Origin of the sequence: Nonomuraea fuscirosea (assembly GCF_035917475.1) — a bacterium.
Taxonomy (GTDB): domain Bacteria; phylum Actinomycetota; class Actinomycetes; order Streptosporangiales; family Streptosporangiaceae; genus Nonomuraea; species Nonomuraea fuscirosea.
On record NZ_CP109074.1, the window covers coordinates 1,155,947 to 1,172,257 of the forward strand.

The 16,311-nt window shown below is 70.9% G+C and carries 17 protein-coding genes; 9 read left to right on the forward strand and 8 right to left on the reverse strand.

Going from position 1 to position 16,311, the window contains the following annotated elements; translation table 11 throughout:
• Window positions 1-59 precede the first annotated feature (59 nt).
• Window positions 60-1,379 carry an MFS transporter gene (locus tag OIE67_RS05140; protein WP_326637150.1) on the reverse strand — a complete coding sequence of 440 codons (1,320 nt, stop codon included), beginning with the start codon at window positions 1,377-1,379 and terminating at the stop codon, window positions 60-62.
• Between the two features lie 156 nt (window positions 1,380-1,535).
• Here OIE67_RS05140 and OIE67_RS05145 point away from each other — a divergent pair, with 156 nt between their 5' ends.
• The 5 genes from OIE67_RS05145 (at window position 1,536) to OIE67_RS05165 (ending at window position 4,471) form a co-directional block, all read left to right on the forward strand.
• On the forward strand, window positions 1,536-2,048 hold the full coding sequence (locus OIE67_RS05145) for a VOC family protein (protein WP_326637152.1): 513 nt from the start codon (window positions 1,536-1,538) through the stop codon (window positions 2,046-2,048).
• A gap of 56 nt (window positions 2,049-2,104) precedes the next feature.
• On the forward strand, window positions 2,105-2,512 hold the full coding sequence (locus tag OIE67_RS05150) for a Zn-ribbon domain-containing OB-fold protein (RefSeq protein ID WP_326637154.1): 408 nt from the start codon (window positions 2,105-2,107) through the stop codon (window positions 2,510-2,512).
• Window positions 2,509-3,636, forward strand: coding sequence for a thiolase C-terminal domain-containing protein (locus OIE67_RS05155; RefSeq protein ID WP_326637156.1), 1,128 nt, complete (start codon window positions 2,509-2,511; stop codon window positions 3,634-3,636). Before OIE67_RS05150 ends, OIE67_RS05155 begins: the two co-directional genes overlap by 4 nt.
• 47 nt (window positions 3,637-3,683) lie before the next feature.
• Window positions 3,684-3,935 (forward strand): SCO4226 family nickel-binding protein, encoded by a 252-nt coding sequence (locus OIE67_RS05160; RefSeq protein ID WP_106238472.1) that lies wholly within the window; start codon window positions 3,684-3,686, stop codon window positions 3,933-3,935.
• 218 nt (window positions 3,936-4,153) lie between these two features.
• Window positions 4,154-4,471: a helix-turn-helix domain-containing protein gene (locus tag OIE67_RS05165; protein WP_326637159.1), complete on the forward strand. Its 318-nt coding sequence runs from the start codon at window positions 4,154-4,156 to the stop codon at window positions 4,469-4,471.
• Here the strand turns inward: OIE67_RS05165 and OIE67_RS05170 are convergent.
• On the reverse strand, window positions 4,458-6,542 hold the full coding sequence (locus tag OIE67_RS05170) for an acetate--CoA ligase family protein (protein WP_326637161.1): 2,085 nt from the start codon (window positions 6,540-6,542) through the stop codon (window positions 4,458-4,460). The genes OIE67_RS05165 and OIE67_RS05170 overlap by 14 nt on opposite strands.
• Window positions 6,543-6,547: 5 nt before the next feature.
• Entirely contained in the window at window positions 6,548-7,702 is a 1,155-nt protein-coding gene (locus OIE67_RS05175) for an acyl-CoA dehydrogenase family protein (protein WP_326637163.1), read from the reverse strand.
• A gap of 110 nt (window positions 7,703-7,812) precedes the next feature.
• On the opposite strand from OIE67_RS05175, the gene OIE67_RS05180 reads away from it, so the two are divergent.
• Window positions 7,813-8,424, forward strand: a complete 612-nt coding sequence (locus OIE67_RS05180; protein ID WP_326637165.1) for a TetR/AcrR family transcriptional regulator — start codon at window positions 7,813-7,815, stop codon at window positions 8,422-8,424.
• Window positions 8,425-8,489: 65 nt separating this feature from the next.
• On the opposite strand, the gene OIE67_RS05185 is transcribed toward OIE67_RS05180, so the two are convergent.
• Both OIE67_RS05185 and OIE67_RS05190 read right to left on the reverse strand, forming a co-directional pair.
• Window positions 8,490-9,308 (reverse strand): MaoC/PaaZ C-terminal domain-containing protein, encoded by an 819-nt coding sequence (locus OIE67_RS05185; RefSeq protein WP_326637167.1) that lies wholly within the window; start codon window positions 9,306-9,308, stop codon window positions 8,490-8,492.
• A 1-nt stretch (window position 9,309) separates the two neighbouring features.
• The gene (locus OIE67_RS05190) at window positions 9,310-10,212 is read right to left on the reverse strand and encodes an SDR family oxidoreductase (protein ID WP_326637169.1); all 903 of its coding nucleotides are present in this window, start codon (window positions 10,210-10,212) and stop codon (window positions 9,310-9,312) included.
• Between the two features lie 73 nt (window positions 10,213-10,285).
• Between OIE67_RS05190 and OIE67_RS05195 the strand changes: the two genes are divergently transcribed.
• From OIE67_RS05195 to OIE67_RS05205, 3 genes are read left to right on the forward strand one after another with little or no spacing between them, the layout of a single operon-like run.
• On the forward strand, window positions 10,286-11,722 hold the full coding sequence (locus OIE67_RS05195; protein ID WP_326637171.1) for an MFS transporter: 1,437 nt from the start codon (window positions 10,286-10,288) through the stop codon (window positions 11,720-11,722).
• A 23-nt stretch (window positions 11,723-11,745) separates the two neighbouring features.
• Window positions 11,746-12,165 carry an acyl-CoA thioesterase gene (locus tag OIE67_RS05200; RefSeq protein ID WP_326637173.1) on the forward strand — a complete coding sequence of 140 codons (420 nt, stop codon included), beginning with the start codon at window positions 11,746-11,748 and terminating at the stop codon, window positions 12,163-12,165.
• Window positions 12,162-13,322: an MFS transporter gene (locus OIE67_RS05205; RefSeq protein ID WP_326637175.1), complete on the forward strand. Its 1,161-nt coding sequence runs from the start codon at window positions 12,162-12,164 to the stop codon at window positions 13,320-13,322. Before OIE67_RS05200 ends, OIE67_RS05205 begins: the two co-directional genes overlap by 4 nt.
• A 41-nt stretch (window positions 13,323-13,363) precedes the next feature.
• On the opposite strand, the gene OIE67_RS05210 is transcribed toward OIE67_RS05205, so the two are convergent.
• From OIE67_RS05210 to OIE67_RS05220, 3 genes are read right to left on the reverse strand one after another with little or no spacing between them, the layout of a single operon-like run.
• On the reverse strand, window positions 13,364-14,875 hold the full coding sequence (locus OIE67_RS05210) for a glycoside hydrolase family 13 protein (protein ID WP_326645223.1): 1,512 nt from the start codon (window positions 14,873-14,875) through the stop codon (window positions 13,364-13,366).
• Window positions 14,876-14,893: 18 nt separating this feature from the next.
• Window positions 14,894-15,274, reverse strand: a complete 381-nt coding sequence (locus tag OIE67_RS05215) for a globin (protein WP_106238450.1) — start codon at window positions 15,272-15,274, stop codon at window positions 14,894-14,896.
• A gap of 10 nt (window positions 15,275-15,284) precedes the next feature.
• Window positions 15,285-16,148, reverse strand: a complete 864-nt coding sequence (locus OIE67_RS05220) for a mechanosensitive ion channel family protein (protein ID WP_245955798.1) — start codon at window positions 16,146-16,148, stop codon at window positions 15,285-15,287.
• Window positions 16,149-16,311 lie beyond the last annotated feature (163 nt).

Sequence of the window (16,311 nt, forward strand, 5' to 3'; positions counted from 1 at the left end):
CGGAGGGTGAAGGTGGGGGATGTGGCGCAGGTTGGGGAGTGGGGCTTCGAGGCCGCGGGTCAGGCTTCGGCCTTGCCGGCGGTGACCTTGGTGGTGGGGGCGGGGGACGGGCGGCGCCAGGGGCCGTTGAAGAGGAGGATGGCCGGGATGAACAGGACGAGGCAGCCCAGGGCCACGAACAGCCACGTCTGCCAGTTGGTGGCCTCCACCACGTGCGGGATGACCAGCAGGCCGATCACCGCGATGCCCTTACTGAGGAAGCCGAACAGACCCCACGCCGTGCCCTGCAGGCGCGGGTCCGCGTCCTCGGCGTCCTCGGAGTAGTTGGCCATCCAGGGGGCGTACGCGATGCCGAGTGAGCCGCCGAGCAGGGCGCCGATCACCATCAGCGTGCCGGTGGAGACGCCTTCCTGGCCGAGGGAGACGGCGAGGTAGGCGGTGACGAGGACGGCGGCGATGGTGCCGGCCAGGGAGAAGGGCTTGCGCAGCTGGGTGCGGTCGGAGAGCCGGCCCGTCACGATGAGCGTGATGAGGTTGAGGCTCCAGAACGCGGCCATGATCGTGGAGGCTTCGGCGCTGCTGATGCCCAGGGCTCCGACCAGCATGGTCTGCCCGAACAGCGACAGTGTGATGTAGAGGACGAGCCAGAGCGAGATCCCGACGACGTGCGCCCAGATGTTGGGCCGGCTGAACAGCGACCGCAGGCGCGGCGGCCGGCCGAGGTCGACGACCTGGGTGCCGGCTCGTTCGGTGTGCTGGATCCTGGCCCGCAGTTCGGGGGAGAGGTCGGCGATGTTCAGCGCGATGACCACGGAGATGACCAGGGAGAAGCAGCCCATGATGACGAACTGGGAGCGCCAGGAGTTGTCGAAGATGGGCAGGGTCCAGCCGGCGACGGCGGCGGCCAGGAAGTTCGCGCCGACCGGGCCCCAGGTCCAGAAGCCGAACGCCTGCGCCCGGCCCATGCGCGGGGAGAAGTCGCGGATCAGCGGTGCGGTGCTGGCCATGGCCACCCCGTCCACGAACGCGAGGACGATGCGGGCGATCAGCAGGTCGCGTGGGCTGTGCACGAGGGTCATGCCGAAGCAGCAGATGGCGGTCAGCGCCATGAGCGGGATGAGCAGGCGTACCCGGCCGAGCCGGTCGGTGAGCCGGCCGCCCAGGATGGAGGCGATGGCGCCCGCCACGGCCGCCGTGCCGGAGACGGCGCCGTACGTGGCCAGCGACATGTCGAGGTCTTTGAGCAGCAGGGGAACGACGGGCGCGATCTGCCCTTCGTAGGAGCCGATGAGGATGGCCAGCACGGCCATCGTGAGGATTTTCATGCGGCGGGCGCCGGTTGGATACTCGTCGAGCTCGCGGGCGTAGGACAGCCTCATGGCCAGCCTTTCTTGGTCGGGCCGAACCCCCCCGGGTACTGTTCTAGAAGCTAGCTCTAGAATCTACTTCTGCGATGCTGCTCCTCACTTGCGGCGGCGTCAAGAGTGAGCCGCTAGAATGAAATTCTAGGATTCCCGAAGTGAGGAGCCCCCCGCGTGGACCTGGAACTCGACGGCCTAGAGGTGTCCTTCGATCACACGGCCGTGGCCGCGCCCCGGATCACGGACCTGCTGCCCATCTACCGCGACCTGCTCGGCGGACGTCATCTGGGCGGCGGCGGCGACAACAGGATCGCCGGATATCGCACCCTGCAGCTCACCTACGCCAACGGCGGCAAGGTCGAGCTCATGGAGCCGCTGGCCGGATCCACGTTCTTCGACAGCTTCTTCGAGCTCACCCGCGGCAGGGGAGGCGTCCACCACCTGAACTTCCACGTCGACGACCTGAGCGCGGCGGTGGCCAGGCTGACGGCCCGCGGCTACCGCCTGCACGGGCTCAACCGGAGCGACGCGCGCTGGCAGGAGGTGTTCCTGCATCCCAAGGAGGCGCACGGCGTGCTCATCCAGCTCGCCCAGCCGGGCCCGCGCGAGCCGGGCGACCTGCGGCCCTCGCTGGAGGACGTGCTGGCCGGGCGGGGGAGGTACGGCAACGGCATCCCGAGCTCTTGAGTCCGTGGAGAACCTAGAACTAGAGTGTGATTCTAGAACTAGGATTGGGGAGGCCGATGAAGCCGGTACCGAAGCCCACGCCCGAGACCCAGCCCTTCTGGGACGGCACGGCCGCGGGCGAGCTGCGGATCCAGCGCTGCCTGACGTGTGAGCGGCACTACTTCTACCCCCGGCCCAACTGCCCCCGTTGCGGCGGCGACCAGGTCGAATGGGTCCGGGCCAGCGGGCGCGCGACCCTGTACTCCTACGTCATCAACCACCGCCCCGCGCCCGGTTTCGAGGACGAGGCCCCGTACGCGATCGCGGTCGTGGAGCTGGCGGAGGGCGTGCGCATGATGACGAACATCGTGGGCGTGCCGAACGTACCGGAGCACCTGCCGCTGGACATGGAGCTGCGGGTGGTGTTCGAGCGGCGCGGAGACGTCAGTGTGCCGCTCTTCGAGCCGGCGGGAGGCGCCGCATGACCATCGTGATCGCCGGCGCCGCCGAGACCGACGAGGTCGGTCGCCTCCCCGGCCACTCCACGACCCAGCTGCACCTGGAAGCGGCCAGGAACGCGCTCGCGGACGCGGGCATGACCATCCACGACATCGACGGCATCGCCACCGTCGGGACGCCGGGCCCGGTCCAGATCGCTCACGCCCTCGGCATCACGCCCGCCTGGCTGGACGGCACCGGGGTGGGCGGCTCGTCGTTCCTGTTCCACGTACGCCACGCGGCCGCGGCCGTCCGGGCCGGGCTGTGCCGGACCGTGCTGATCACCCACGGGGAGTCGGGCCGTTCACGGGTCGGCGCCGGTCGCTTCGGGATGGGGCCGGACTCGCTGCTGGGGCAGTTCGAGCTGCCGTACGGAGTGGTCGGGCCGCCCACGTCGTTCACCATCACGGCGCTGCGCTACATGAAGGAGACCGGCCTCACGCACGAGCAGCTGGCCGAGGTCGCGGTGGCGCAGCGGCGCTGGGCCCACCTCAACCCGCGGGCGATGTACCGGGATCTCATCACGGTGGCGGACGTGCTCGACTCGCGCATGGTCGCCTACCCGTTCCACCTGCTGGAATGCTGCCTGGTCACCGACGGCGGCGGCGCGCTGATCGTCACCAGCGAGGAGCGGGCCCGCCGCTCCCCGGTCTACCTGCTCGGCTCCGGCGAGTCCGCGGAGTCGCCGATGATCTCGCAGATGGAGGACTTCACCACCTCCAAGGGCTTCCGGCTCTCCGGAGAGGCGGCCTTCGCCGAGGCCAAGATCGGCCATGAGGACGTGGACCACCTCATGGTGTACGATGCCTTCGCCCACGTGCCGATCTACGGCCTGGAGGACCTCGGCTTCGTCGGCAGGGGAGAGGCGGGCGCGTTCATCGCCGAGGGCCACACCTCGCCCGGCGGACGCCTGCCGATGAACACGAACGGCGGCGGCCTGTCGTACACGCACACCGGGATGTACGGCATGTTCGCCATCCAGGAGGCGGTGCGGCAACTGCGCGGCGAGGCCGCGGCGCAGGTGCCGGACGTGGAAGTGAGCGTGGTGCTGGGCAACGGCGGCATGTTCGCCTCCGCCGCCACGCTGGTCCTGTCGAACCGCCTTCCCTGAGCCGGCACTCCTGGAGGGACACTGGAGGGAGGAGGAGGGGGTGCGTCATGCCGAAGTTCATGGACGTGCACAGCGGATTCGTCGGCGCGACCGAGGAGCAGCTGCGCGCGGCGCACGAGCGTGACCTGGCCGTCGAGGAGGCGGAGGGGGTGCACTTCGAGCGGGCCTGGCTCGATCCGGACTCCGGGAAGGTGTTCTGCCTGTCGTCGGGGCCGTCGAAGGAGGCGGTGCTGAGCGTGCACGAGAAGGCGGGGCATCCGACGACGGAGATCTACGAGCTGCCGGTGGAGGTGGAGTAGCCGGCGGCGATCGGCCGGATCGGTGCGGACCGGGTTGCCGGGATCGGCAGAGACCGGTAGCCGGATCGGTGCAGGTCGAGTCCCCGGTTTCAGCGGGATGGGCGGCCTCTGGGCGGCCCATTTCCGCTTGTAGTACTTTTACGGGACTTGTCGGCCCTGCCTGCTTTTGCCCACCCTTCCGGCATGCCTCCGCGTTCAGAGCCCCCAGGGAACCCGACGTGATTCGCATCGCGGTGATCGACGACCACGAGCTCATCCGGCACGGCCTGGAGTACCTCCTGCACCGCTCCGACGACCTCAAGGTGGTGCTCCAGGGCGCGGACCTCGGCGCCCTGCGCGGTTCGCACCTCGACCACGACGTGCTCGTCCTCGATCTAGGACGCCCCGGCCGAACTCGTCGTGGACGCCGTGCGCACGGTCGCCGCCGTCGTCGAGACGACGCCGGGAGAGGGCACCCATGTCACGGTACGGGTACCGCTCCCTCCGGACGACCGCCCCGCCTCCGGGTGATCAGGCGCCGGGTCAGCGCCAGGTGATCAGGGCGTCCAGGGCCTCGACGTGGGAGCCGTTCACGAGGAGCGGGTTGATCTCCAGGGACTCCAGTGCGTCGCCCAGCGACCCGGCGAACGCGGCGATCCGGGTCACCACGTCGGCCACCGCGTTCAGGTCCGCGGGCTGCCCGCCCCTGACCCCGTCGAGCAGCGCCGTGCCCCGCAGCTCCGCCAGCGCCGCGCGTACCTCGGCGGCGTCCACCGGCAGCACCCGCAGCGCGGTGTCACGCAGCACCTCCACCCAGATCCCGCCGAGCCCCACGGCCAGCGTCAGCCCCCACGCGGGGTCCCGTACGACGCCCACCAGCAGCTCGACCCCGCCTCCACGCTGCGGCTGGACGAGCATGCCGGCCAGCGAGGGCACGGCGGCGGCCACCTCCCGGCAGGCCCGCCGCACCTCCTCGCCGGAGCCCAGCCCGAGCCGGACCCCGCCCACGTCGCTCTTGTGCCCGAGCCCTTCGGCCGCCGCCTTGAGCACCACGGGATAGCCGAACCGCTCGGCCGCCGCGACCGCCTCCGCCTCCTCGCGGACCAGCTCCGACGGCACCACCGGCAGCCCCGCCGAGGCCAGCAGGGCGGCGGCGCGGTGCTCGGCCCACACCCCCGTCGCGCCGGACGGAACGGCCCGAGGGGTCACGGGCGCGGCCGGCGGCCGGGAGAGCGCCCTGGCCCGCAGCTCCGACCAGCGCACGGCCGCGCCGATGGCGTGCAGGCCGTGCTCGATCCCGCCCGCCACGTACGGGAACCCGGTCTCCCGCTGCACCTGCCGCCCGAACTCGGTGACGTCGGTCAGCACGTTGCTCACCACGACGACCGGCACGGGGGAGGCGTCGATGCGCCGGGCACTGGCGGCGTACGTCGCGAACACGGGAGCCGGGTCGGGCGGCGCCGTCTTGGGCGGCTCGGACAGCAGCATGACCAGGTCGATGCCCGGATCGGCGGTCACCGCCTCCAGGGCACGGCCGAGCAGGGTGCGGTCGATGAGCACGTAGCCGGTGACGTCGAGCGGGTTCTGCACCGTGCCGAAGGACGGCACGATCTCCGCCAGCCGCGCCACCGTGGCGGGCGCGAACGGCGGCAGCTCCAGCCCTTCGTCCTCGGCCCGGTCGGCGATGATCTCCGAGGCCCCGCCCGACGGGGTGACGACCCCGACGCGGCGCCCCGGCAGCGGCCCCGTGGCCGCCAGCAGCCCCGCCGTGATGATGAGGTCCTCCAGCGAGCGCACCCGGATCACGCCGAGCTGCCGCAGCGCGGCGTCGATGACGTCGTCGTCGCCGACCAGCGCCCCCGTGTGCGCCTGGGCGGTGTGGGAGGCGAGCCGGCTGCGGCCGATCTTGAGCGCCACGATCGGCTTGCCCGCCTCCAGTGCCCGCCGCGCCACGCGGGCGAACTCGGCCGGGTTCCTGATGCTCTCCAGGAACAGCGCGACGACCTTGGTGGCGGGATCGTCCACCAGATAGTCGACGACGTCGGTGACGGTGACGACGGACTCGTTGCCCATCGAGGTGAGCAGGCTGACGCCCACGTTGCGGGCCTGCGCGAAGGACAGGACGGAGCTGGCCAGCGCGCCGCTCTGCAGCACCACGCCGACCCCGCCGCGCAGCAGCGGCTGGGCGATGGGCAGCCCGTACGGGGTCACGCCGGCGGCGGCGTTGATGTAGCCGTTGCCGTTGGGCCCGAGTATGGTCAGCCCGTTCTCGGCGGCGAAGGCGGTGATCTCGGCCTCCAGCCGCGCCCCCTCCTCGCCGGCCTCCCCGAACCCGGCGGTGAGGATCACGTAGCACCGGATGCCCAGCTTGGCCCCTTCCCGCAGCACGCCGAGCACGGCCGCCGTCGGCACCATCACGTACGCCAGGTCGACCGGCTGCGCGATCTCCGTCAGGCTGCGATGGGCGGGCAGGCCGTGCACCACGCCGCCGCGCGGGTTGACCAGGTGGACGGAGCCGGTGAAGCCGTGGGTGCGCAGGTTGGACAGCGTGCTGATCGACCAGCCCGACTTGTCGGTGGCGCCGACGAGGGCGATCGAGCCCGGGTTGAACAGTTCCCCGACCGGCATCGCGTTCACTCCCCGATCAGGCCCAGCCGCGCGTGCCCCTTGATCAGGTTGCGGGCGATCGTCCGCCGCTGGATCTCGTCGGTGCCCTCGAAGATGCGCAGCAGGCGCAGCTCGCGATACCACCGTTCGATCGGCAGCTCCTTGGTGTAGCCCATGCCGCCGTGGATCTGCAGCACCCGGTCGACGACCTGGTTGGCCATGACGGCGCCGTTGAGCTTGGCGATGGAGGAGGCGTGCCGGGCGTCCATGCCCTCTCCCACCCGCCAGGCCGCGTACAGCGTCAGCCACTTCGCCGACTCGATCTCCACCTGGGAGTCGGCGATCATCCACTGGATGGCCTGGTAGTTGGAGATCGTCTGGCCCATGGACTTGCGGATCTTGGCGTACTCGATGGCCATGCCCAGCATGCGCTCGGCCGCGCCGATGGCCCGCGCGGGGATCATGTAGCGGCCCTGGCCGATCCACTGCATGGCCAGCTCGAAGCCCTTGCCCAGCTCGCCGAGGATGTTCTCCTCCGGCACCCGGACGTCCTCGAACACGAGCGAGGCCGGGCCCCACTGGCCCATGGTCGGGATCGGGTCGGACGTCCAGCCCATGTCGCGGTCGACCAGGAAGCAGGTGACGCCGTACGGCTCCGTCACGGCGAACACCATGACGAAGTCGGCCTCGTTGCCGCCGGTGATGAACGTCTTCTCGCCGTTGATGATCCACTCGCCGCCGTCGCGGGTGGCCCTGGTGCGGATGTTGCGCGCGTCGGAGCCGGCGCCGGGCTCGGTGATGGCGAAGCAGGACCGGCGCTCCCCCTCGATCGTGGGGATCAGGTAGCGCTGCTTCTGCGCGTCGGTGCCGGCGTAGAGGATGTTGTCCGCGCTGCCGCCGAAGGTGAACGGCACGAAGGTACGCCCGGTCTCCATGGCGATGATCGCCGACATGATCGGGCCGAGCGCGGCGCCGCCGTACTCCTCGGGGGTGTTGATGCCCCAGAATCCGGACTTCCTGGCCTTGGCCCGCAGGTCGCGCAGCACGTCGGGCGCCAGCCCCGGGCGGCCCTCGCGCTCGTTGCGCAGCACCTCGGGCTCCAGCGGCATGACCTCCTTCTCGATGAAGGACCTGACCGTGTCGCGGATCTGTCGTTCCTCGGGGGTGAGCGAGAAGTCCACAGCCGCCTCCTGGGGCAATTTCTAGAACCGTTCTCTAGGAATAGATTCTAGCCGTTACGGAACGATGTCAAGAATCTGATTCTAGAATTCCTGGCGCTAGGATGGCGGGCATGGCACGCAAGTCCTCGTGGGAGTGGAGCCGGACGGCCCAGACCCGCAACAGCATGCTGCAGGCGGCTCGCGAGGTCTTCAGCGAGCACGGCTTCGCCGACTCCAACGTGTCCGAGGTGGTCGCCCGCGCCGGCTCCAGCGTCGGCAGCCTCTACCACCACTTCGGCGGCAAGACCGAGCTCTTCCTCGCCCTGTACGAGGACCACCAGGCCGCCCACGAGCAGGCGTCGGCCGCCAGCGTCGCCAAGGCGCGCAAGGACGGCGTCTCCGACCCCGTGGAGCTGCTGATCGCGGGCGCGCGGGCCTACCTGGCAGGGGCGTGGGAGCGGCGCGACCTGGTCCGGCTCTTCATCGACGGCGACGGGCCGCCCGGTTTCGAGCTGATCCGCCGTACGCGGGGGCGCGAGTGGGTACGCCAGAACGCGGTCCTGCTGGGGGCCGGGGGCGACCCGCTCGACCGGTTCACCGTGGCCGTGCTGACCAGCGTCATCGGCGAGGCCGCGCGCGAGGTCGCCACCTCGGACAACGAGCAGGAGGCCCAGGAGGTCATCGAGGCGGCGGTCACCCTGATCCACCGCCTCGACCCCCTTCGATCGCTCGACGAGAGCTGAGCCTGCCGAGAGCTGAGCCGGCCGAGAGCTGAGCCGGCCGAAAGCTGAGCCGGCCGGAAGCCGGCTCAGGCGATCGTCGCCCGCCCCCGGTCGATCACCACGGTCCCGTCGTCCTTGGCGGTCCTGAACAGCACGTCCGCGCCGTCCGCCCAGATCGACACCGTCAGCGACTCACCGGGGAAGACCGGGCTGGAGAAGCGCCCCGCCATCGCCTTGAACCGCGCGGGATCCGAGCCCGCCACCGCGTGCAGCAACGCCCGCCCGGTGACCCCGTACGTGCACAGCCCGTGCAGGATCGGCCGGTCGAACCCGGCCCGCGCGGCGAACGCGGGATCGCTGTGCAGCGGGTTGTAGTCGCCGGACAGCCGGTAGATCAGCGCCTGCTCGGGCCGGGTCGAGTAGGTCACCTTGTGGTCGGGCGCCCGGTCCGGCGCGGCCCAGGTGTCCTTCGGCCCCCGGTCGCCGCCGAAGCCGCCCTCGCCCCTGATGAACACCGAGCTGCGCGAGGCGATGACCGGCTCACCCGTGTCCAGGTCGACGGCCGTGGCCTCCACGGTCACCAGCGCCCCCGAGCCCTTGTCGTACATGCCGGTCACCTTCGAGGTGGTGCGTACGCCGCCCGCGGCCGGCAGCTCCCTGTGCAGCTCGAAGGCCTGCTCGGCGTGGACCAGCAGGGCCGGGTCGTAGTCGCCCAGCCGCCGCCCCAGGGCCTGCGCCGCCAGCACGGCGAAGGTCGGCAGCACCCGCTGGTCCTTCTCGGTGGTGAACGCCAGCTCGTCGGTGCCCGCGCCGACGCCGAGCGCGTACAGCATGGTGTCCTTCGAGGTCCAGGTGCGCTCGTGCGGCGGGGTCTCGACGCCGATCAGGGTGTGGTCGAGTGCCATGTCAGTCCTCCTGCCCGGGGATGCGGCCGTTGGTCAGCGCGTTGGGCGCGGCCTTCTCGACCAGGGCCGGGATGACCGAGCCCAGCTCGGCCGGGTCCCAGCGCGAGCCCTTGTCCACGCCGGGCCCCGCGTGCCAGCCCTCGGCCACGCTGATCACGCCCGCCCGGACGTTGAACACCCGCCCGGTGATCGCCCGCGCCTCCGCGCTGGACAGCCAGACGACGACCGGCGCGATGTCGTCGGGGTCGGCGGCGAGGCTCGCGCCCTTCGGCATCAGGTTCTCCGTCATCCGGGTGAGCGCGGCGGGGGCGACCGCGTTGACGGTCACGCCGTAGCGCTCCAGCTCCCTGGCCGCGATCACGGTCAGGCCCGCGATGCCCGCTTTGGCCGCGCCGTAGTTGCCCTGTCCCGGGTTACCGTAGATGCCGGAGGACGAGGTGGTGTTGATGATCCGCGCATCCACCCGCTCGCCCGCCTTGGCCTTGGACCGCCAGTAGGCGGCGGCATGGCGCAGCGGCGCGAACGTGCCACGCAGGTGCACCCTGATCACGGCGTCCCACTCGTCGGCGGTCATGTTGACGAGCATCCGGTCCCGCAGGATGCCCGCGTTGTTGACCAGCACGTCCAGCGTGCCGAAGTGGTCGACGGCGGAGCGCACCAGGCGTTCGGCGCCGTCGAAGTCGGAGACGTCCTCGCCGTTGACGATGGCCTGGCCGCCCATGGCCTCGATCTCCGCCACGACCTCGGCCGCCGCTCCCGAGGAGCCGGTGCCGTCCACCTCCGCGCCCAGGTCGTTCACCACCACCTTCGCGCCCTGTCTGGCGAACTCCAGCGCGTGACCTCGTCCGATGCCTCTGGCCGCACCCGTGACGATCACCACGCGGCCCTCGACGATCCCGCTCATCCGACACCTCGATCCTTGACCGGCTGACGATGCGAATTGGATTCTAGTATCAAAATCTAGAAAGGACAGGCCCTTGGCGGCGACGAGTACGACCTCCTCCCTCGGCTACGCCTGGCGCACGTTGTCGGTCGTGAGCATGGCCAGCGTGCTGACCGGTCTCGGCGGCAGCGCGATCAACGTCGCGCTCCCGGAGATCGCCAGGAACACCGGAGCCGGCGCCACGGCCGCGGGCTGGATCCTCCTCGGCTATCAGTTGACCACAACGGTCCTCATGGTGGTGTTCGGGCGGCTGGCCGATCTGTTCGGCCGGCGCCGGCTGTACCTCCTGGGCCTGGCCACCTACACCGGAGCCGCGCTGCTGGCCGGCCTGGCTCCGAACGCCTGGGTGATCGTGGCCCTGCGGGTGCTCCAGGCGGCCGGCGCCGCCATGCTGCTCACCAACAGCGCCGCCCTGGTCAGCGACGCCTTCCCGCGCGAGCGGCTGGGGGAGGGGATGGGCGTCTACGTGGCCTCGTTCTCCATCGCCGGGCTGATCGGGCCGACACTGGGCGGCGTGCTGGCCGAGAGCCTCGGCTGGCGCTGGGTGTTCTGGTTCAACGTGCCGATCGGGGTGATCTGCCTGGTGTGGGGAGCCGTCGTGCTGCGCCGTCCTCCGCCCGGCCGGCGCGAGAGCGGGCTGGACGCGCCGGGCAGCGCGCTCGTCCTGCTCACCCTGGGCGGGCTGCTGCTGGCGCTGTCGGAGTTCAGCCGGCTCGGCTGGCAGCACCCGGTGGTGCTGGGCGGGCTGGCCGCCTTCGTCGTGGGGCTGCCGCTGTTCGTGCTGCGGGAACGGCGGGCCGCGTACCCGGTCGTGGACATGGGGCTGTTCAGGGAGCGGGCCTTCGCCTTCGGCACGCTCGCCTCGTTCCTCAACGCGGTCGCCAGGATGGGCATGGTCTTCCTGGTCGCGCTCTACTTCCAGGCCGTACGCGGCGACGATCCCGTCCAGGCCGGGCTGAAGGTGCTGCCGCTGGCCGTGGCGGCCATGATCGCCTCGGTGACCTCCGGCTTCCTGCAGCGCCTGCTCAGCGCGCGCACCCTGGCGGTGGCCGGGGCCGCCACCACCACGTGCGGGCTGACGGTCATGCTCGCGGTGATGTCCGCCGACACGCCGTACCCCGCCGTGGCGGCCGGGCTCGTGCTCATCGGGCTCGGCTCCGGCGTGTTCCTGCCGTCCAACACCACCGCCATCCTCGACGGTCTGCCCTCCAACCGGCTCGGCATCGTCAACGCCATGCGCCTCATGGTGCAGAACACTGGCAACGTCGTCGGCACCGGCCTGGTGCTGTCGATCATCACCGCCCCGCTGCCCGCCGCGTTGCACCAGAGCGTCTTCGCCGGCACGCTCGCCCAGCTCTCCGGCGAGGCGGTCGGTCAGCTCGTGACCGGCTACCGGTGGGCGCTGGGCACCATGGCCACGATCTCCGTACTGACCGTGCTGGCCTGCCTGGCCCGGCGCAAGGCCACCTGACCGGGACGGGTACGGTTGCGGACGTGGTTGAACGCACTCCTGCCGAACGGCACATCTATCCCCGCACGGTGAGATTCGGCGACGTCGACTCCCAGGGGCACGTCAACAACGTGCGCTTCCTCGACTACCTGGAGGACGCCCGGTTCGGCATGTTCCACATCGATCCGTACAACGCGGGGGAGGAGCCCTTCAAGGGCCTGGTCGTGACCCGCCACGAGATCGACTACCGCCGCCCGCTGGGCTTCCGCGCCCAGCCCGTGCGGGTGGAGACCTGGGTGACGGAGATCAGATCGGTACGCTTCACCCTGCGTTACGAGATCCTCGACGACGAGGCGGTCTACGTCACCGCCATGTCCGTCCTGGCCGCCTACGACGTCGATCGGGCGGCGCCCCGCAGGCTCACCGAGAGCGAACTGACCTACCTCAAACGCTTCGCGGAATGAGACGCTGGCTGATGCTGGCGCTGGGCGTCAACGCCCATGCCGGCGTCACCTTAGGCCTGTTCGGCCTGCCCGTGGTCATGCCCGAGATTCTGCGACATTTCAACGTCTCTCTTCCGATGGGTGGGCTGATAGGGAACGCCCCGGCTTTGGGGATTCTGTGCACGCTCGTCGCCTGGGGTGCCCTGGCCGACCGGTACGGCGAGCGCCTGGTCCTGGGCGCCGGCGTCGGGCTCGCGGCGGTCATCTTCGCCGCCGTCGCCTTCGTCGAGGACACCTGGGCCGTCATCGGGCTGCTGGCGCTGGCCGGGGCGGCGGGCTCGGCCGCGATGGTGGGCGGCGGGCGCATCGTGCTGCGCTGGTTCCGCCCGCCGGAACGCGGCCTGGCCATGGGCGTGCGCCAGGTCTCCTTCACCCTCGGCATGGCCGTCGCCGCCTTCGCGCTGCCGCCGATGGCGCAGGCGTACGGGCTGACCGGTGTGCTGCTGCTCTGCTCGGGCGCGAGCCTGGTGGCCGCCGTGCTGGCCGCGTTGTTCCTGGCTGAGCCGCCGCACCAGATCGGCGCGGCCGGCGCGGCGCGGGCGCGCTCGCCGTACCGGCAGCCCGCGCTCTGGCGCGTGCACGCCACCAGCGCCCTGCACGTGGTGCCCCAGGTGGTGGTCAGCACGTACGGCGTCGACTGCCTGGTCAGGCTGTACGGCTGGGACGCGGTGGCGGCCGGGCGGCTGTTCGGCGTGGCGGCCATCGGCGGGGCCGTGGTGCGCGTCGCGGTCGGGCGCTGGTCCGACCGGACCGGCCTGCGCATGCGGCCCCTCCTGCTGCTCACCCTCTGGTGCCTGGCCGTGCTCGCACTGCTCGTCGCCGGCACCTACACCGGCACCGCGCTCGGGCCCGCGATGGTCGCGGTGGCCTCGGTGACGACCGTGGCCGGCAACGGGCTCGCCTACCTGTCGGCGGGCGAGCTGGCCGGGCCCGGCTGGGCGGGCAAGGTGCTCGGCACCCACAACACCGTGCAGAACAGCGTCTCCCTGGCCGTGACGCCGCTGGCGGGCGCGCTCATCCTGAGCACCGGCTACTGGGCCGGCTTCGCCGCGGGCGCCGCCGCGGCCCTGCTCTCGCTGCCGGTCATCCCGTTACGCGGCGAGCGCTCGAAGCGATGACCACCGCTTCGAGCGCCACGCGACTCACGAGGCCGGACGGCTCACGAGGCCGGACGGCGGAGCCAGACGGTCGTGTCGGGCGGCAGCAATCCGTTCCTGAGCGGCCCGCTCGACAGCAGCACCTCCTCATGGCCGGGCAGACGCACGGCGTGCGCGCCGCAGTTGATCGCGCACACCAGCGTGCCCCGGGTGAAGAAAAGCGCTCCCTCAGGAGACTCCAGCCACTCCAAGGAGTAAGGAATCTCTCCCGCCAGCTCGTGGCGGCAGGCCAGGGCCCGGCGGTAGAACTCCAGCGTCGAGTCCGCCACCCCCTCCTGCTTCTCCACACTCAGCTCCGCGAACGACTCCGGCTGCGGCAGCCACGGCTCGGCCCCGCCGGCGGAGAACCCGTGCGAGGGCGGATCGACCGTCCACGGGATCGGCACCCGGCACCCGTCGCGCCCCGGCAGCTCGCCCTTCGACTGGAAGAACACCGGGTCCTGCCTGGCCTCGTCCGGCAGGTCGGTCACCTCGGGCAGCCCCAGCTCCTCGCCCTGGTAGAGGTAGGCGGAGCCGGGCAGGGCCAGCATCGCCAGCAGCGCCGCCCTGGCCCTGGCCAGGCCCGTGCCGGGTTCGGTGCCCTCGTAGCGGGTGCGGTGGCGTACGACGTCGTGGTTGGACAGCACCCACGTCGCGAACGGCACCGTGGACAGGGTCTCCTCGATCACTTTCCGAAACGCCGGCGCCGACCACGGCGCCTGCAGCCAGGCGAAGTTGAAGCTCTGGTGCAGCTCGTCGGGGCGCACGTACTGGGCCAGGTCCTCGGGACTGTCGGTCCACACCTCGCCCACCGCCATCCGCTCGCCCGGATAGCCGTCCAGCAACCGGCGCCAGTCGCGGTAGACGCCGTGCACCTCGGGCTGCCCCCACACGGGAGAGACCGAGGTGAAGGACTGGTCGCCCACGTTCGGCAGCCCCTCGGCCTTGTACAGACCCATCGCCACGTCGATGCGGAACCCGTCGACGCCCCGGTCCAGCCAGAACCGCAGCACGTCGAGGAACTCCTCGTGCACCTCGGGGTTGCGCCAGTTGAAGTCGGGCTGCTCCGGTGCGAACAGGTGCAGGTAGTACTGCCCGTCGGCCACCCGTGTCCAGGCCGGGCCGCCGAAGGTGGACTGCCAGTTGTTGGTGGTGTCGCGGAAGATGTAGCGCTCACGCCCCTCGCCCCGTAGCGCGGCCTGGAACCACGGGTGCGCCGCGGAGCTGTGGTTGGGCACCACGTCCACCAGCACCCGCAGCCCGAGCTCGTGCGCGTCGGCGACCAGCGCCTCGAAGTCGGCGAGCGAGCCGAACAGCGGGTCGACGCCGCGGTAGTCGGCCACGTCGTAGCCGCCGTCGGCCATCGGCGAGGGATAGAACGGGGTCAGCCAGATCGCGTCCACGCCCAGCCGCCGCAGGTAGGGCAGGCGCTCGCGCACCCCGGCCAGGTCGCCGACGCCGTCGCCCGAGGCGTCGGCGAAACTGCGGACATAGATTTCGTAGACGACTGCGTCACGCCACCAGGGGATCTCCATGTGGCGTCTCATGCCCCGTTATGTGGGGGAGTTCACCAGACTGTGGGCCGCGTAGACCAGATAGTCCCACAGCCGGGTCTGCTGCTCCTCCGGCAGATCGAGCGAGTCGACCGCGTCGCGCATGTGCCGCAGCCACGCGTCACGCTCGGGCTCGCCGATCACGAACGGCATGTGCCGCATGCGCAGCCTGGGGTGGCCGCGCTGCTCGCTGTAGTCCTTGGGACCACCCCAGTATTGGATGAGGAAGCCCCGCAGCCGCTCTTCGGCGCCCGTCAGATCGGGCTCCGGGTAGAGCGGCCGCAGTAGCGGGTCGTCCGCGACCCCTTCGTAGAAGCGGTGCACGAGGCGGCGGAACGTCTCCTCGCCTCCGACGGCGTCATAGAAGGAGGTCTCTGTCACGATTCCTAGCTTAGGCGCTGGCGACCATGGGGATGCCCGCGGTGTCCAGGGCCGTCTTCACCCGGAGCCGCAGCTCCCTGGCCACCTCCGCCTGCGCCGACGGCAACGTCTTGGCGGAGATGCGGAAGACCAGCGAGCTGTCGGAGAGCTGCTCGACGCCGTAGACCCGCGGCTCCTCCACCATCTTCGACTCGCGCAGCTCAGGGTCGGCCCAGATCTCCTCGGCCACCTGTTCAAGCAGCACCCGCACTCCGACGATGTCGGCGTCGTAGGCCACCGGGACGTCCATGTAGGCCCGTGACCAGCCCTGCGACTCGTTGCCCACCCGGGTGATCGTGCCGTTGCGCACGTACCAGACGCGGCCGTCGGAGTCGCGCAGCCTCGTGACGCGCAGGGTGACCGCCTCGACCGTGCCGACCGCGGCGCCCGCGTCGATCACGTCGCCCACGCCGTACTGGTCCTCGAGGAGCATGAACATGCCGGCGATGAAGTCCTTGACCAGCTCCTGGGCGCCGAAGCCGATGGCCACGCCCAGGATGCCGACGCTGGTCAGCAGCGGCGCGATCGGGATCGTCAGCCGATCGAGCACGGTCAGCACCGCGGTGCCGAGGATGACGATCGAGGCGACGTGCTTGAGCACCGACCCCATCGTCTCGGCCCGCTGCTTGCGGCGCTCGTGCAGCAGCGCGTCGATCCCGTCGGTCGCCGCGCCCTTGCGGAACCGGCTCGTGATCGACCCGCCGGTCGCCGCTCTGTTGACCACCCTCGTGATGACCCGGTGCGCGAACCTTCTGATGATGAAGGCCAGCACGAGGATGAGCACGATCGTGATCGCACTGGAGACCAGTGGCGCCCAAGGCGCGTCGCCGAACATCTTGACCAGGGTAGAGCAAATCACGGTGTCGCCCTCACACAGGGCGGACATCTGTGAGGCCATCTGGTCGATGCTGGGCATCACCGACGGAGAAGCTGTCGGTGGCTCCGCTGTCACCAGCAGTAACACTATGGTGGATCCCCCTCCGGAAGCGGTTCGGTCG

Bases quoted from the DNA above. Each gene is read 5' to 3' on its own strand.
- OIE67_RS05155 (WP_326637156.1), top strand. From the start codon at position 2,509: ATGACCATCGTGATCGCCGGCGCCGCCGAGACCGACGAGGTCGGTCGC.
- OIE67_RS05185 (WP_326637167.1), bottom strand. From the start codon at position 9,308: ATGGCACTCGACCACACCCTGATCGGCGTCGAGACCCCGCCGCACGAG.
- OIE67_RS05220 (WP_245955798.1), bottom strand. From the start codon at position 16,148: ATGTTCGGCGACGCGCCTTGGGCGCCACTGGTCTCCAGTGCGATCACG.
- OIE67_RS05150 (WP_326637154.1), top strand. From the start codon at position 2,105: ATGAAGCCGGTACCGAAGCCCACGCCCGAGACCCAGCCCTTCTGGGAC.
- OIE67_RS05140 (WP_326637150.1), bottom strand. From the start codon at position 1,379: ATGAGGCTGTCCTACGCCCGCGAGCTCGACGAGTATCCAACCGGCGCC.
- OIE67_RS05190 (WP_326637169.1), bottom strand. From the start codon at position 10,212: ATGAGCGGGATCGTCGAGGGCCGCGTGGTGATCGTCACGGGTGCGGCC.
- OIE67_RS05205 (WP_326637175.1), top strand. From the start codon at position 12,162: ATGAGACGCTGGCTGATGCTGGCGCTGGGCGTCAACGCCCATGCCGGC.
- OIE67_RS05180 (WP_326637165.1), top strand. From the start codon at position 7,813: ATGGCACGCAAGTCCTCGTGGGAGTGGAGCCGGACGGCCCAGACCCGC.
- OIE67_RS05210 (WP_326645223.1), bottom strand. From the start codon at position 14,875: ATGGAGATCCCCTGGTGGCGTGACGCAGTCGTCTACGAAATCTATGTC.
- OIE67_RS05160 (WP_106238472.1), top strand. From the start codon at position 3,684: ATGCCGAAGTTCATGGACGTGCACAGCGGATTCGTCGGCGCGACCGAG.
- OIE67_RS05170 (WP_326637161.1), bottom strand. From the start codon at position 6,542: ATGCCGGTCGGGGAACTGTTCAACCCGGGCTCGATCGCCCTCGTCGGC.